The 14,640-nt window shown below is 71.4% G+C and carries 15 protein-coding genes; 7 read left to right on the plus strand and 8 right to left on the minus strand.

The annotated features are described in order from the left end of the window. Positions 1 to 12: 12 nt before the first annotated feature. Entirely contained in the window at positions 13 to 771 is a 759-nt protein-coding gene (locus IE136_RS27610; RefSeq protein ID WP_158988857.1) for a phosphoglyceromutase, read from the minus strand. Between the two features lie 126 nt (positions 772 to 897). On the opposite strand from IE136_RS27610, the gene IE136_RS27615 reads away from it, so the two are divergent. After that, positions 898 to 2,310 carry an MFS transporter gene (locus IE136_RS27615; RefSeq protein WP_158988855.1) on the plus strand — a complete coding sequence of 471 codons (1,413 nt, stop codon included), beginning with the start codon at positions 898 to 900 and terminating at the stop codon, positions 2,308 to 2,310. Here IE136_RS27615 and IE136_RS27620 read toward each other — a convergent pair. The 3 genes from IE136_RS27620 to mshA form a co-directional block, all read right to left on the minus strand. Beyond that, complete coding sequence (locus IE136_RS27620; protein WP_189601712.1) at positions 2,300 to 3,940, minus strand: glycosyl hydrolase family 28-related protein; 1,641 nt, start codon at positions 3,938 to 3,940, stop codon at positions 2,300 to 2,302. The two genes, IE136_RS27615 and IE136_RS27620, sit on opposite strands and share 11 nt — an antisense overlap. A 108-nt stretch (positions 3,941 to 4,048) precedes the next feature. Next, positions 4,049 to 4,549 carry a type III secretion system chaperone family protein gene (locus tag IE136_RS27625; protein WP_158988851.1) on the minus strand — a complete coding sequence of 167 codons (501 nt, stop codon included), beginning with the start codon at positions 4,547 to 4,549 and terminating at the stop codon, positions 4,049 to 4,051. Next, the gene (gene mshA, locus IE136_RS27630) at positions 4,542 to 5,885 is read right to left on the minus strand and encodes a D-inositol-3-phosphate glycosyltransferase (RefSeq protein WP_158988849.1); all 1,344 of its coding nucleotides are present in this window, start codon (positions 5,883 to 5,885) and stop codon (positions 4,542 to 4,544) included. The genes IE136_RS27625 and mshA overlap by 8 nt, the downstream gene beginning before the upstream one ends. Positions 5,886 to 6,092: 207 nt before the next feature. Here mshA and IE136_RS27635 point away from each other — a divergent pair, with 207 nt between their 5' ends. The 3 genes from IE136_RS27635 to IE136_RS27645 all read left to right on the plus strand — a co-directional run bounded on the left by IE136_RS27635 (position 6,093) and on the right by IE136_RS27645 (position 9,725). Then, positions 6,093 to 6,899: a class I SAM-dependent methyltransferase gene (locus IE136_RS27635; RefSeq protein WP_158988847.1), complete on the plus strand. Its 807-nt coding sequence runs from the start codon at positions 6,093 to 6,095 to the stop codon at positions 6,897 to 6,899. A gap of 269 nt (positions 6,900 to 7,168) precedes the next feature. Then, positions 7,169 to 8,227, plus strand: coding sequence for a C40 family peptidase (locus IE136_RS27640; protein WP_158988845.1), 1,059 nt, complete (start codon positions 7,169 to 7,171; stop codon positions 8,225 to 8,227). Between the two features lie 91 nt (positions 8,228 to 8,318). Next, a complete protein-coding gene (locus tag IE136_RS27645; protein WP_373309151.1) occupies positions 8,319 to 9,725 on the plus strand; it encodes a PP2C family protein-serine/threonine phosphatase in 1,407 nt (468 codons plus the stop codon). Between the two features lie 49 nt (positions 9,726 to 9,774). On the opposite strand, the gene IE136_RS27650 is transcribed toward IE136_RS27645, so the two are convergent. From IE136_RS27650 to IE136_RS27665, 4 genes are all read right to left on the minus strand, one after another. Beyond that, a complete protein-coding gene (locus IE136_RS27650) occupies positions 9,775 to 10,119 on the minus strand; it encodes a DUF2516 family protein (protein ID WP_158988841.1) in 345 nt (114 codons plus the stop codon). A gap of 86 nt (positions 10,120 to 10,205) precedes the next feature. Further along, positions 10,206 to 10,763 carry a hypothetical protein gene (locus tag IE136_RS27655; protein ID WP_158988839.1) on the minus strand — a complete coding sequence of 186 codons (558 nt, stop codon included), beginning with the start codon at positions 10,761 to 10,763 and terminating at the stop codon, positions 10,206 to 10,208. A gap of 28 nt (positions 10,764 to 10,791) precedes the next feature. Beyond that, the gene (locus tag IE136_RS27660) at positions 10,792 to 11,256 is read right to left on the minus strand and encodes a helix-turn-helix domain-containing protein (RefSeq protein ID WP_158988837.1); all 465 of its coding nucleotides are present in this window, start codon (positions 11,254 to 11,256) and stop codon (positions 10,792 to 10,794) included. Between the two features lie 245 nt (positions 11,257 to 11,501). Next, positions 11,502 to 12,104: a TetR/AcrR family transcriptional regulator gene (locus IE136_RS27665; RefSeq protein ID WP_158988835.1), complete on the minus strand. Its 603-nt coding sequence runs from the start codon at positions 12,102 to 12,104 to the stop codon at positions 11,502 to 11,504. 125 nt (positions 12,105 to 12,229) lie between these two features. On the opposite strand from IE136_RS27665, the gene IE136_RS27670 reads away from it, so the two are divergent. From IE136_RS27670 to IE136_RS27680, 3 genes are all read left to right on the plus strand, one after another. Then, on the plus strand, positions 12,230 to 12,922 hold the full coding sequence (locus IE136_RS27670) for an SDR family oxidoreductase (protein ID WP_189601713.1): 693 nt from the start codon (positions 12,230 to 12,232) through the stop codon (positions 12,920 to 12,922). 60 nt (positions 12,923 to 12,982) lie between these two features. Next, positions 12,983 to 13,321 (plus strand): hypothetical protein, encoded by a 339-nt coding sequence (locus tag IE136_RS36850; RefSeq protein WP_373309152.1) that lies wholly within the window; start codon positions 12,983 to 12,985, stop codon positions 13,319 to 13,321. A gap of 171 nt (positions 13,322 to 13,492) precedes the next feature. Further along, positions 13,493 to 14,497, plus strand: coding sequence for an NADP-dependent oxidoreductase (locus IE136_RS27680; protein WP_158994526.1), 1,005 nt, complete (start codon positions 13,493 to 13,495; stop codon positions 14,495 to 14,497). Positions 14,498 to 14,640: the final 143 nt, after the last annotated feature.

The raw sequence follows: 14,640 nt of genomic DNA on the forward strand, positions 1-14,640 counted from the left end.
TCACGTGTCGGGCTACTTCTTGCCCTGGTTCTTCACGGCCTCGATCGCCGCCGCCGCCGCTTCCGGGTCCAGGTAGGTGCCGCCCGGGGTGAGGGGCTTGAAGTTCTCGTCGAGCTCGTAGGCGAGGGGGATGCCCGTCGGGATGTTCAGGCCCGCGATGGCCTCGTCCGAGATGCCGTCCAGGTGCTTGACCAGGGCGCGCAGGCTGTTGCCGTGGGCTGCGACCAGGACCGTGCGGCCGGCCAGGAGGTCCGGGACGATGCCGTCGTACCAGTACGGCAGCATCCGCTCGACGACGTCCTTCAGGCACTCCGTCCGCGGGCGCAGCTCCGGCGGGATCGTCGCGTAGCGGGCGTCGTTGGCCTGGGAGAACTCGCTGTCGTCGGCGAGGACCGGCGGCGGGGTGTCGTACGAGCGGCGCCAGAGCATGAACTGCTCCTCGCCGAACTCCGCGAGCGTCTGGGCCTTGTCCTTGCCCTGGAGCGCGCCGTAGTGGCGCTCGTTCAGGCGCCAGGAGCGGTGGACCGGGATCCAGTGGCGCTCGGCGGACTCGAGCGCGAGCTGCGCCGTGCGGATGGCGCGCTTCTGCAACGAGGTGTGCAGTACGTCGGGGAGCAGGCCGGCGTCCTTCAGCAGCTCACCGCCGCGTACCGCCTCCTTCTCGCCCTTCTCGGTGAGGTTGACGTCCACCCAGCCGGTGAACAGATTCTTCGCGTTCCACTCGCTCTCGCCGTGGCGGAGGAGGATCAGCTTGTACGGTGCGTCGGCCATGCGTCCGAGCCTAATCGACGCCCGACGCTTGACGCTCCCCGTCAATTCACTGGCGTCCGGCATAAGAGATGCGTAAGTTACGAGCACCGCCAGAGGGACTTACACACGCCAGGGGGACGGCCACACATGTCCATCGACTCGCTCAGACGATCAGCGCGCGCGACCGTCTCCGGTCTTCCCGGCGGCTTCTGGTGGCTGTGGCTCTCCACCCTCGTGAATCGCACCGGCGCCTTCGTCCTCACCTTCCTCTCCCTCTATCTGACCCAGGAGCTCGGACACTCGGCGTGGTACGCCGGACTCGTCGTCGCCCTCCACGGCCTCGGCGGCGTCGCCGGATCCCCGCTCGGCGGGACGCTCGCCGACAAGTGGGGCCGCCGGCCCACCATGGTCACGACGCACCTGATGACGGCCGCCTGCGCCGCCGCGCTCTCCGTGGTCACCACCGCCTGGGGCATCGCCGCCGTCGTCCTGCTGATGGGCGTCTCCATGCAGGCCGTGCGCCCCTCCATCCAGGCCACCATCGCCGACATGGTCCCCGAGCACGACCGACGCCGGGCCTACGCGCTGAACTACTGGGCCCTCAACCTCGGCTTCGCCGTCGCCGCCTTCGGCGGCGGCGCCGCGATCTTCCTCGGCTACCGCACCCTCTTCCTCATCGAGGCGGTGGCCACCGCCCTCTGTGCCCTGATCGTCTTCCTGCGTCTGCCCGAGACCCGCCCCGAGGCCCGCCGGAACCCGGCCGGAGAGGTCGTCGAGAAGGACCGCGTCAGCATCCTCGACGTCCTGCGCGACGCACCCTTCCGCACCCTCGTCCTCCTCAACCTCCTCGTCTGCCTCGTCTTCACCGCCCCCTGGGTCGGTCTGCCGCTCTCCATGGCGGAGGCGGGCCTCGAACCCGGCGCGTACGGAGCGGTCATCGCCGTCAACGGTGTCGTCATCGTCGGCTTCCAGCTGCTGGTCAACAAGATGACCGACAAGCGCTCGCCGGCCATGCTGCTCACCGTCTCCTCCCTGCTCTTCGCCCTGGGCACCGGCGCCACCGCGCTGGCCGGCACACCGCTGGTGTTCGCCGCCACCGTGGTCGTGTGGACGATCGGCGAGATGATCCACGTCCCCACCAACGCCGCCGCCACCGCCAAGCTCGCCCCCGAGCACGCACGCGGCCGCTACCAGGGCGTGATGGGCATGTCGTGGGCGCTGTCCGGCTTCCTCGCCCCGATCCTCGCGGGCTGGGTCGTCGACGGTCCGGGACCGGACGTGCTGTGGATCTCCTGCGGGGTCATCGGCTGTGTCGCCGCCCTCGGATACACGACGCGGCTGCGCAAGGCCCTCGCCGACGGCGAGCCGGCGGAGAGCAGGACTGTTGCCGGCCGGCCCGACGTCGACAAGCCCGTCGTCGACAAGCCCGTCGTCGACAAGCCCGTCGTCGACAAGCCGGTCAAGGCCGTCGCCATCGAGGCGGTCGCCGTCGAGCCCGTCGCCGTCGAGGCCGTCGAGCCCGCCGAGGACAGGACCGAGCGTGGCTCCGTCAGCGCCTGAGCGTCCGCTGCGCCTCGTACAGGTTCCGGGGGCGCACCGCCCCCGGACTCCCGTACGCCTCCACGCGCGCGTGGAGCTCGCCGGCGAAGTCCGGTACGTCGATCTGGTCGAACTCCCGGACCTCGCTGATGCCGACCGTCGCGCTGTACGGGGCGATCGTGTCGATCCTGACCAGGCCCGCCCGTCCGTTGGTGACCGTCACGTTCCAGTGGGTGAAGCGGGCGCCGTACAGCGGGCCCGCCGAGGCGTCGCCGCCGTGCCGGCCGTTGTTCTCGACCGTGATCTCCGTCCGTACGTTGGCGAACGGCATCCCGCGGTGGGTGTCGAAGGTGCCCATCTCCATCACCCCGCGGCTCCAGACGTTGTGGCTGGACAGGCCCTCCACGTTGATGCCGTGCAGTTGCGTCCCGGCCTGCGCCGGGACCGTGCGGGCCGCGACACGGAAGTCCTCCACGAGGTTGTCGTGCGACCCCTCGCGGCAGAAGTACGGGTGGTGCGCGCCGCGTCCCTCGACCCGGGTGCGGCGCAGGGTGCAGGCGGAGGCGGCGACGAGGCCGAAGCCGTTGTCGACGTGGCGGACGACGACGTCCTCCGCCCAGCAGTCGTAGGCGCACTGGAAGGTGACGCCGTTGTAGCCCTTGTCGAGGAGGTGCGGGGACTGCGGGGTCTCCACCGCTTCGAGCGTGAGGCCGACGACGCCCGAGTCCGTCAGCGGCTCGGCAAGGGTGACGATCCTCGGGTCCCACTCCGGGCGGGTGTCGAGCGGCAGCGGGCGTTCGAACGTGACCCGGCGGCCCCGCACCGAGGCGATACGGACCGGCCATTCGTAGGGGACGTAGCTCGTCAGCTTCGTCTTGTCGTCCCAGACGTACGCCTTCGCGCCCTGGCCGCCGCCCGCCATGCGCTCCAGGAGCGTGTGCCCGGCGTCGTCGGCCAGCCGGAGGAGAACGACGTCTCCGCGCCGCAGGGCTGACGGGTCGTCGACCGTCACCGACCAGTCGCCGCGGCGCGCGGGGCGGACGGTGGTCAGCGTGCGCCACTCGTCACGGCGATTGCCGGTCCAGCCCTCGAAGGGCCACGCGCGGGCGCGGACCGCGGCCACCAGGGAGGCGTGCCGGACGTGCGGAGCCAGCCAGATCAGGCCGCCCGCCCACGACCACGAGGACTTGTCGCCGCCGTAGCGCGAGCCGTACGGGCCGATCAGCTCGGTGAGGTGCCGGGTCGCCACCAGTTTCGTACGTCCCGAGCCCGCGCCGCGCAGGACGACGCCGCTGTGGCCGATGTGGAGGTAGCCGTCGATCCGGTACGTCCCCGGCGGCACGATCACCGTGCCGCCGCCCCGCTCCCCCACCTCCGCCAGCGCCCGGTTGATGGCGGGGGCGGAGTCGGCGGAGCCGTCCGGCACGGCCCCGTACGTGAAGACGCTCGCGACGGCGGGCGGGTGGGGCAGCCGGATCGCGCCGCGGCGGGCGCCGGCGCGGCCGACGTAGGGGATCTGGGGGTGGGTGTACGGGGAGTCGGCGAACTCCTCCCAGAGGCGGGCGGCGGGTGCCGGGGCGAACCCGGATGTCGTGGCGGCCACTCCGACCGCCACCGCGCCGCCCACGAACTGCCTTCTGCTGATCCCCATGAGCCCGCCTTTCATGGATGTGAACACCATTCAGATGCACGACGGCGGCGAGCATGGCACGGCCAGGGCGGGGTACGGAAGAGGTCGTGCGGGCCTACGGAGCGAGGCTCAGCTCGTGGACTTCTGGGTCAGGTGCGTGAACGCGTCGAGATTCCGCGTCGACTCGCCCCGCGAGACCCGCCACTCGTACTCCCGCTTGATGGCGCTCGCGAATCCCAGCTCCAGCAGCGTGTTGAAGGAGCCGTCGGCCGCTTCGAGGACCGAGCCGAGCAGCCGGTCCAGCTCCTCAGGGGTGACGGCCGCCAGCGGCAGTTTGCCGGTCAGATAGATGTCCCCGAGGCCGTCGACCGCGTAACTGACGCCGTACAGCTTGAGGTTGCGCTCCAGGAGCCAGCGGTGGACGCCGGTCTCGTTCTCGTCGGGGTGGCGGATGACGAACGCGTTGAGCGAGAGGGAGTGACGGCCCACCCGGAGCGAGAGCGTCGTGAAGAGCTTGCGCGTACCGGGGAGTTTGACGACGTACGAGCCGGGCTCGGGGGACTCCCACTCCAGTTCGGCGTCCTTGAAGGTGTCCTCGATGACCTGCTGGGCACGGGTGACGTCAGCCATGGTGTGAGCGTACGCGACGGCGGTGATCGTGCATCGCGGCCGTGTACACGTCCGCCGTGCCGGAGGCCGCCGTGTCCCAGCCGAAGGAACCGGCGTGCCGGGCCGCCGCCGCGCCCATCCGGGCGGACAGGGCAGGGTCGTCCACGAAGCGGGCGAGTGCCCGGGCGTAGTCCGCCGGGTCGTGACCCTGGACGAGGAGACCGGTGACGTCGTCCCGTACCGCGACCGGAAGGCCGCCTACCGCCGCCGCGACGACCGGGGTGCCGGCCGCCTGCGCCTCGATGGCGACCAGACCGAAGGACTCGCTGTACGAGGGCATGACCAGCACCGACGCGGCGCGGAACCAGTCCGCGAGCCGTTCCTGGCCGACCGGCGGGTGGAAGCGGACGACATCCGCGATGCCGAGCCGGGCGGCGAGCTTCTGCAGCCCCTCGGGCTTGGCCAGGCCGCTGCCGCTCGGCCCGCCGACGACGGGGACGACCATGCGGGAACGGAGGGAGGGGTCCCGCTCCAGCAGCAGGGCCGCCGCCCGCAGCAGGATGTCGGGTGCCTTCAGCGGCTGGATACGGCCCGCGAAGACCGGGATGAAGGCGTCGGCGGGCAGGCCGAGGCGGGCCCGGGCGGCGGCGCGGCCGTCCGCGGGGCGGAAGTGGTCCAGGTTCACCCCGGGGTGGACGACCGCGACCTTCGACGGCTCGGCCTGGTAGAAGCGGACGAGCTCGTCGGCCTCCTCCGCGGTGTTGGCGATCAGCCGGTCGGCGGCGCGGACGATCTGGGTCTCGCCGATGACCCGGGCCGCGGGCTCGGGGGTGTCGCCGTCGGCGAGGGCGGCGTTCTTGACCTTCGCCATGGTGTGCATGGCGTGCACGAGCGGGACGCCCCAGCGTTCGGCGGCGAGCCAGCCGACGTGGCCGGAGAGCCAGTAGTGCGAGTGGACCAGGTCGTAGTGGCCGGGGCGGTGGCCCGCCCACGCCTGCATCACCCCGTGCGTGAAGGCACACAGCTGGGCCGGCAGCTCCTCCTTGGCCAGGCCCTCGTACGGGCCGGCGTCCACATGCCGTACGAGAACGCCCGGGGCGAGCTCGACGACCGGGGCCAGACCGCCGGTGGTGGCCCGGGTGAAGATCTCGACCTCGATGTTGATGGCGGCGAGCCGCTTGGCCAGCTCCACGATGTAGACGTTCATGCCGCCCGCGTCGCCGGTGCCCGGCTGGTGGAGGGGCGAGGTGTGGACGCTGAGCATGGCCACCCGGCGCGGGGTCCGATGACGTCCGGGGAGCCGGAGCCTGGGCGGCGTCGCCAGGGAGCCGGCGAGCCGGGACACGTACTGGCTCACGTCGACGGTCCTTCCGCTCGGAGCTAGGGCATAGCGGGTTCGGCGGTGGTGCGGGTCGTACGGGTACGGCGGTGGTGCGGGCACGACTCGTAGGACGGCGGGGCCGCCCTTCCACGCGGGACAACACCGGAATGACGGCATCCATTTCCGTTTTGCCAATTCATTGCCCACTACATACGGCGCGCCGCGCCCCCGTACCCTCGTCCCATGGCCCCGCGCACCACCCGCCCCGCCGGGACCCGCCCCGTCGGTACGACGACCCGCGGGACCACCAACCCCAATCGACTGCGCCGCATGGACCGCTGGATCGCCGCCGTCCACGGCGGCGCCCTGCGCCGGTTCGCCGCGCCCCCGCTCGCCGTCGACCTGGGTTACGGTGCCGCCCCCTGGACCGCCGTCGAGCTGCTCACCCGGCTGCGCACAGCCGACCCGCGCGCCGAGGTCGTCGGCATCGAGATCGAGCCGGCCCGGGTCGCCGCCGCCCGCCCGTACGAGCGGGCGGGCCTCACCTTCCTGCACGGCGGCTTCGAGGTTCCGGTGGCGGGCGAGGTAGCGCTGATCCGGGCCGCGAACGTGCTGCGCCAGTACGACGAGGGCGAGGTCGCCGCGGTGTGGACGCGGCTGTGCGCCCGCCTCGCCCCGGGCGGCCTGCTGGTGGAGGGGACGTGTGACGAGATCGGACGTCGGCACGTGTGGGTGGCGCTCGACCGCTCCGGGCCCCGGACGGTGACCTTCGCCACCCGGCTCGGCTCGCTGGAGCGCCCGTCCGACCTCGCCGAGCGGCTGCCGAAGGCGCTGATCCACCGCAATGTGCCGGGCGAGCCGGTGCACGCCTTCCTGCGGGACTTCGACCGGGCGTGGGCGGCGGCGGCTCCGTACGCCTCGCTCGGCGCGCGCCAGCGCTGGATCCGGGCGGTACGCGACCTGGCGACGGACTGGCCACTGACGGACGGGCGTTCGCGGTGGCGGCAGGGCGAGGTGACGGTCCGCTGGGAGGCACTCGCCCCCCGCTGAGGGCCCGGCCACGCCGCGCTCGCCTCCGCCCGACGGCCCCCGCCCCCGCCCTCTCCCCCGGCCTTTCCCCCAACCGCCGGTGAATTCGCGGCGCGTCGGGAACGCACCTCGCGTATCGCTCGTCCCCTGTGAGGGGTACCGGCCCGACAGGCCCCGGTCTCCCCTGTTGCTTTCACGTTTCGCATGGCACTATCGCCAAGGTCACCAGTAAGTTACTGACGGTAAATCAGATCCATGACATGCCGGTGCGGACTGTCCGAGGGGGAGCTTTGAACCGACGCCGCTGTGCCACCGCCGCGATCACCGTGGTCTGCGCCCTGACGGTGCTCGCCGCACCCGTACTCGCCGGGACGGCCACGGCAGCGCCCCTTCCGCCCGCTCCCCCCGCCCTGCCCGAGAAGAGCCTCGAAGAGGTCCGCAGGGAGATAGACGGCCTGTACCGGCAGGCCGCCGTCGCCACCGACGCGTACAACCTGGCCGAGGAGCAGACCAAGGAGCAGTCCGCCGAGATCGTGCAGCTGGCCCGGATGATCGTGGCCGGCCGCGAGAAGATCGACAGGCTCAAGGCGCAGGCGGGTGCGGCGGCCCGTGCCCAGTACCGCAACGGCGGTCTGCCCGACGACGCCCAGTTCGTCCTCACCAACGACCCGCAGCTCTTCCTGGACAACGCCGGACGGCTGCAGCGGGGCCAGAAGGCCACCAAGGACCTCCTCGCCGAGATGACCCGTACGCAGGCGGAGTTGACGGTCTACGCCAAGGACGCGGGCACCAACTGGACCAAGCTGGAGGCCAACCGCGTCAAGCAGGCCAAGGCGAAGAAGGACATCAACGACAAGATCGCCGCGGCCAAGAAGCTCGAGTCCGAGCTGGCGGCCGAGGAGCGCGCGCGGCTGCTGAGGCTGGAGGAGCAGGAGCAGTACAAGGCGCAGACCGCCTGGCTGAGCACCGGCGTCCTCAAGGGCCTCGACGGCACGGCGACCGCGCAGGGCAAGCGCGCGGTGGAGTTCGCCACGGCGCAGATCGGCAAGCCGTACGTCTGGGGCGCGGAGGGACCGGGCTCGTTCGACTGTTCCGGTCTGACGCAGAGCGCCTGGGCCGCGGCGGGCCGCCCCATCCCACGCACTTCGCAGGAGCAGTGGCGCCTGCTGCCGCGCGTGGAGATCAAGGACATGCGGCCGGGCGACCTGATCGTCTACTACAAGGACGCGAGCCACATCGGGATGTACATCGGCAACGGCGCGATGGTGCACGCACCTCGCCCGGGCCGGAACGTGACGATCGCGGGTGCGGGCTCGATGGAGATCCTCGGAGTCGTGCGCCCGGAGTGAGCCCGCGTGACCCCGCTCACGGTCGCGATGAGCCGCGAGGCAGGGCGCCGGGCGTGATGTTCGTCATGGCCCGGCGGGCAACAACCTCCCCATGCGCGGCATATGCCAACGACTCAGTACCGCCTGTGTCGTGATCGCCATTCCGTTGCCCGGCGGGGTGACGCTATGGTCCCCGTCTGGCGGGACGTCGTTCGTCGCCCTGCCGCGCCCTCGGGGGGAGGGAAGGAAACCAGGACCGATGCCCGTACCCGTACCGCGCCAGAGAATCGTCTCTGCGGCGGCGCCCGGCGCTGCCACCGCCGTGAGCGCCGCGACTGCGACTGGCACCGATCTCACCCTGCTCGTCATCGAGGACGACCCGGCGGGGGCCCTCGCCGTACCCGAAATGCTCGACGCCGACGGCACGCGCGTCCGGATCCGTACCGCCCGCAACCTCACCGAGGCGGAGCGGCTGCTCACCGACGACGTGCACTGCGTCCTGGTCGACCTGGCGCTGCCGGGGCCCCGGGCGGCCGGTGACGACCCGCTGGCGCCCCTGCGGCACGTGCTGCGGCTCGCCCCGCACCACGCCGTCCTGGCGCTCGCGGCCTCGGCCGACGCCGAACTGGCGGCGGAGGCGGTACGGGTCGGGGCACAGGACCACCTCTTCCGCGAGGAGCTCGACGGCCGGCTGCTGAGCCGGGCGATCCGGTACGCGGTCGAGCGCAAGCGGGCCGACGCGGTGCAGGTGAAGCTGACCGAGTCACGGCTGCGGGCGCAGGAGAACGCCCGCCTGGAACGCGGACTGCTCCCCACCCCGCTCCTGGAGGGCTCCGACCTGCGGTTCGCGGCGCGCTACCGGCCCGGCCGCTCGCGCGCGCTGCTCGGCGGCGACTTCTACGACACGGTCCGCACCGCCGACGGCACGGTCCACGCGATGATCGGCGACGTCTGCGGCCACGGCCCGGACGAGGCGGCGCTGGGCGTCGAGCTGCGGATCGCGTGGCGGGCGCTGACCTTCGCCGGCCTGTGCGGGGACGAGCTGCTCTCGACGATGCAGCAGGTCCTGGAGCACGAGCGGGAGAGCGAGGAGATCTTCGCGACGCTCTGCACGGTCGACATCGCCCCGGACGGGCGCCGGGCTGGCCTCTGCCTGGCCGGACACCCTTCGCCGCTGATCGCCCGGCACGGCCGGGCGGCGCGGCTGCTGCCGTACGAGGACGGCGGCCCGGCACTCGGCCTGCTGCCGCGCGCCCGCTGGCCGCGGCGCCAGGTGGAGCTCGGCGGCTCGTGGAGCCTGCTGATGTACACGGACGGGCTCATCGAGGGCCGCTCGGCGGGGCCGGGCTCGCCACGCCTCGGTCAGGACGGGATGGTCGAGATGATCAACCGGCAGCTGGCCGAGGGCCTACGGGGCGAGGAACTCCTGGAGGCGGCGGTGACGGAGGTCCGGTCTCTGAACGGCGGGGAGCTGACGGACGACGTGGCGGTCCTGGCACTGGAAAGGGCCCGGGGGTAGCCCCCGGGCCCTCACAGCTCGCTTCTCACTCGCTCCCGTACCGTCCGCCTCACCGGCCGCCGTTGTAGGGACCGTACGGTCCGTCGCTGCTGGAGCCGCCGCCGCGACGGCCGCCGCCCCCGCCGGAGACCTGGCGGATGGCGGGCCGGACGTCGACCATGAAGACGATGGCCGCGATGAGCCCCGCGATCTGCAGGAAGAGCATCGGCAGCAGCAGATTCAGGGCGAGGTTGATGCCCAGCAGGATCAGCCAGAATTTCTTGGTCTGCTTCTCCGCCGCGCGATAGGCGTCCTCGCGCGCCATGGCCGCGAAGACCAGCGCGGTGACGGCGAAGCCGATGAAGACCAGGCCGATGACCAGCCAGATGATGGAGTCGAATCCCGCGCGCAGCATGTCTGAACCGCCTCGTGAGTGGATGGAGCGCCTCGCGGCCAAGGTACCCGGTACAACGCACCGGGCACCCTGATTGGTGCCTCCGGTTACTTCTCGGTGGCGGAGGCGGTCTTCTTGTCGGCGGGCTTGCGGGTCGACGCCTTGCGGGCGGCCGGCGTCTTGTCGTCGCCGGCCTCGGACCTGTTCGCGTCCGCGGCCTTGGGTGCCGGATCGGGCTCGACGGCGACGGCGATCTCGGTGAGCTCCTCGGCGGCCTCACCGCGCCACGCCCTGACGGCCTCCTCGCCGTGCGCGGCGACCTCCTCGTACTTCTCGCGCGCCTTGACCGCGTACTCGGCGGCCACGCCGACGCTCCGCAGGGCCAGGTCCTGGGCGTTCTCGCCGAGCTTCTTCAGGTCCGTGTCGAGGCTGCCGACGACCTCGGCGAGCTTCGACTGCACGGTGGCCTGGGCCACCTTGGCCCGGTCGCTCACCTTCTCCTGCACGACCTTGGGGTCCGTCTTGCGCACGGCGTCGATCCGCGCGGGCGCCTCGGCGGCGATCTGCTCGATCAGGCCGGGGACCTTCTTCGCCTGCTGGACGGCGAGGTCGGCGGTACCGGCGGCGAAGTAGAGGGGGGTACGCAGTTCGTCGATGATGGCCATGGGTGTGGTCCTCCCGGATGTGTACGTACTAGCTCGAGGGTCGTTCGGCATCGGAGGCGTTGTCGTTCGAAGCGTCGCTCGAAGCGTCGCTCGAAGCATTGGCGTCGTCAGCGCCGGCGTCGGCGGCGGCCGCGTCCGGAGCGGACTCGGCGGCGTTCTCCTTGCGGAAGGAGTCGTAGATCTGGAGCAGCACCTGCTTCTGCCGCTCGTTGATCGAGGGATCGGCCAGGATGACGGCTCGCGTCTCCAGCTCCTCCCGCTCCTTCTCGTCGAGAATCCCGGCCCGCACGTACAGCGTCTCGGCGGAGATCCGCAGGGCCTTGGCGACCTGCTGCAGCACCTCCGCGCTGGGCTTGCGCAGACCGCGCTCGATCTGGCTCAGGTACGGGTTGGACACCCCGGCGGCCTCGGCGAGCTGCCGCAGCGACAGCTGCGCGGTGCGCCGCTGGTCGCGGAGGTACTCACCAAGGTTGCCGACGTTGAGCGATGCCATGTCTCGACGATGTCATGGCCTGCTAACTATTGCAAGCACCCGCTTGCAATAGTGTCGCAGCGCGGGAAAGACTGCCGGGTGAGCCTGAGCGCGACAGGTGTTGCATTTGCACGACAACTGCCGTAGGGAGCACGGAACTACGCCAGACCGATCAGGCCGCGAGCACGGAAGCCGCGGACCCCGCGTCACCTCGCGGGTGCGACCGGTGCACACCCGCCGCGCGGCGCCCGATGCCGGGCCCCCGGTCAGCCGGCTTCCGTCAGGGCCGCGTGCGCGGCGGCGAGGATCTCCTCGGAGAGCGGGGAGCCCTGGGTGGCCCGGGACAGGACCAGAGCACCGACCAGGGTGCACAGCCGGGCGAGGCCGCCCTCGCCGCCCTCGCCGCTCCCGACGCTCTCGCCGCCCGCGACGGCCTCGGCGGGGGCGAGGAACGCGGCGAAGTCGGCCACGCCCTCCGCGTAGGTACGGCGCGCCTCGCGGCCTTCGGGTCCGCGCGCGATATCGATGGCGAGAGCCGCGACCGGGCAGCCGTCCGCCGCGTTGTCACGGTGTTCGACGGAGAGGTAGGCGTCGATCAGGGCCCGCTGAGCGGCATCCCGCTGCCCGTCGTGCCGCTCGAGCCCGGCCGCATTGCCTCGTGCGATCTCATCGAAGACGTGGGCGGTGACCTCATCGACGAGCGCTTCCTTGGAGGCGAACTGCTTGTAGAAGGCGCCGTGGGTGAGGCCGGCCGCCTTCATGAGATCGGCGACGCTGACGTGGGTGCCCTGCTCCCGGAACAGCCGCGACGCGGTGTCCACCACCCGCCTGCGATTTTCCTCCGCCTGCGCCTGCGATACGCGGCCCATGGCCACCTCCTGCACGAACCAGTTTGGATGTCGATTGGCATCTATCCTAGTCACGTGTTTAGATTGTGGTTGCAATCTAATTGACGCGGGTGCTCCGACGGCGCCTGCGAAGGACAGGAGCGAGCATGGAACTCAAGAACGCGGTCGCGGTGGTCACCGGCGCCAACCGGGGCCTCGGGCGGCACCTGGCCGCCCAGCTCGTGGAGCATGGCGCCAAGGTCTACGCGGCGGCCCGCCGTCCCGAGACGGTCGACCTGCCGGGCGCCCGCCCACTGCGCCTCGACGTGACGGACCAGGAGTCGATACGGGAGGCCGCCCGCATCGCGTCGGACGCGACGCTTCTGATCAACAACGCGGGCGTCTCCACCGGCGCGACGCTGGTCGGCGGCGACCTGGACGAGGTACGTCGCGAGATGGAGACCAACTTCTTCGGCCCGCTCGTCGCCACACGGGCCTTCGCTCCCGTCATCGAGGCCAACGGCGGCGGCGCCGTACTCAACGTCCTGTCCGCCCTGTCCTGGTTCCACCCGGCAGGCCTCGGCTCCTACGCGGCTTCCAAGGCCGCCGCCTGGGCGCTGAGCGACGCGAGCCGCGAGGAACTGGCGCCCCGCGGGATCACCGTCTCGGCGCTGCACGTCGGCTACATGGACACCGACATGGCCGCCGGCGTGCCCGCCGACCAGAAGGTCGCCGCCGCCGACGTCGCGGCCCAGGCCCTTTACGGCATCGAGACCGGCCTGCCCGAGATCCTCGCCGACGAGACCAGCAGGTACGTCAAGCAGAGCCTGTCCGCGGCGCCCCAGCCGAACGCGGGCTGACGCTCACCCCCTCCACCACGGCACGACGGCCTTCCAGGCCCCCTTACGCAAGGACTTCTCATGCGTTACACGGCCTTCGGCCGCAAGACCGGATTACGCGTCTCCGAGTACGCGCTCGGCACCGCGAACTTCGGCACCGGCTGGGGTGCCGGCGCCGAGCCCGACGTGGCCCGCCGGATCTTCGACCGGTTCGCCGAGGCCAGCGGCACCTTCCTCGACAGCGCCGACAGCTACCTCGCAGCCCTCGACGTCCAGTTCACCGACGAGCAGTACGCGCGCCTCGACAAGGTCAGCGCCATGCCGCTCGGCGTACCGCATGAGGGCGTCGCGGGCTCGCTGGGCCGCCTCCAGGGCGGCGACGCGGGCAGCGTCATCGCCCCGGTCGTGCCGGTGGCCTGAGTCCAAAAACACGGCCGCCGCAGGGCTCTCCGCGCAGGCACTGGCCACTGCCGTGCCGACGCGGAGCGCGCGGACCAGAAGACACCACAAACCGTCTCGTAACGAGACAAACCCCTTACGGACAGAACACCCCTCCTGCTTGGACGGGAGACCACACGAACGGAGATGACGATGAAGGCCTTCATGGTCGAGAAGTACGGTGACGCGTTCAACATGCGTGCTGCCGAGATACTCGCCCCCCAGGTGGGCGCCGACGACGTCCTGGTCAGGATCGACGCGGCGAGTGTCAACCCGCTGGACATGAAGATCCGCGACGGTGACCTCAAGCAGATCCTGCCCTACCGTCTCCCGCTCGTCCTGGGCAACGACCTCGCCGGGACCGTCGTCCGCGTCGGATCGTCCGTCACCCGCTTCGCGGTGGGCGACGAGGTCTGGGCGCGGCCCGACAAGGACCGCATCGGCACCTTCGCCGAACTCCTCGCCGTCCACCAGGACGACCTGGCGGCCAAGCCCGCCACGCTCACCATGACCGAGGCCGCCTCCCTCCCCCTGGTCGCGCTGACCGCCTGGCAGGCCCTGGTCGAGCGGGCGAACGTCCAGCCGGGCCAGAAGGTCCTCATCCACGCGGGCGCCGGCGGCCTGGGATCCATCACCATCCAACTGGCCAAGGCACTGGGCGCGCACGTGGCCGCCACCGCGAGCACCGCCAAGATCGACCTCGTCAAGGACCTCGGCGCGGACGAGGTCATCGACTACCGCACCCAGGACTTCTCAGAACTCCTCACCGGCTACGACCTCGTCCTGGACTCCCTCGGCGGCGAGAACCTCGCCAAGTCCCTGCGCATCCTCAAGCCCGGCGGCCTGGCCATCTCCGTCGCGGGCCCGCCCGACCCGGCCACCGCCCGCGAACTCGGCTCGAACCTGGTGCTCCGCCTGGGCATCGCCGCGCTCAGCGCCAAGATCCGGCGCCAGGCCAAGCGTCTCGGTGTCACGTACTCCTTCCTGTTCATGAAGGCCAGTGGCGACCAGCTGCGCGAACTCACCCCCCTCATCGACGCGGGGAAGATCCGCCCCGTCGTCGACCGGGTCTTCCCCTTCGACGAGACCCCTCAGGCCATGGAGTACGTCGAGAAAGGCCGCGCGAAGGCCGGCAAGGTCGTCGTCTCCATGACGTGAACCCGGGGCAACGGCCCTGCCGGACGCCGAGAACGCCGCCAGCCACAACGAGAAGAACCCGCCCCACGCTCCTTTCTCCCATACCAGGCCCCGATCACGAACGCACCGTCCAGCTCCCCCACGCCCACCCCGTCGTCGTACAA

This window comes from Streptomyces lateritius (assembly GCF_014649715.1).
Taxonomy (GTDB): domain Bacteria; phylum Actinomycetota; class Actinomycetes; order Streptomycetales; family Streptomycetaceae; genus Streptomyces; species Streptomyces lateritius.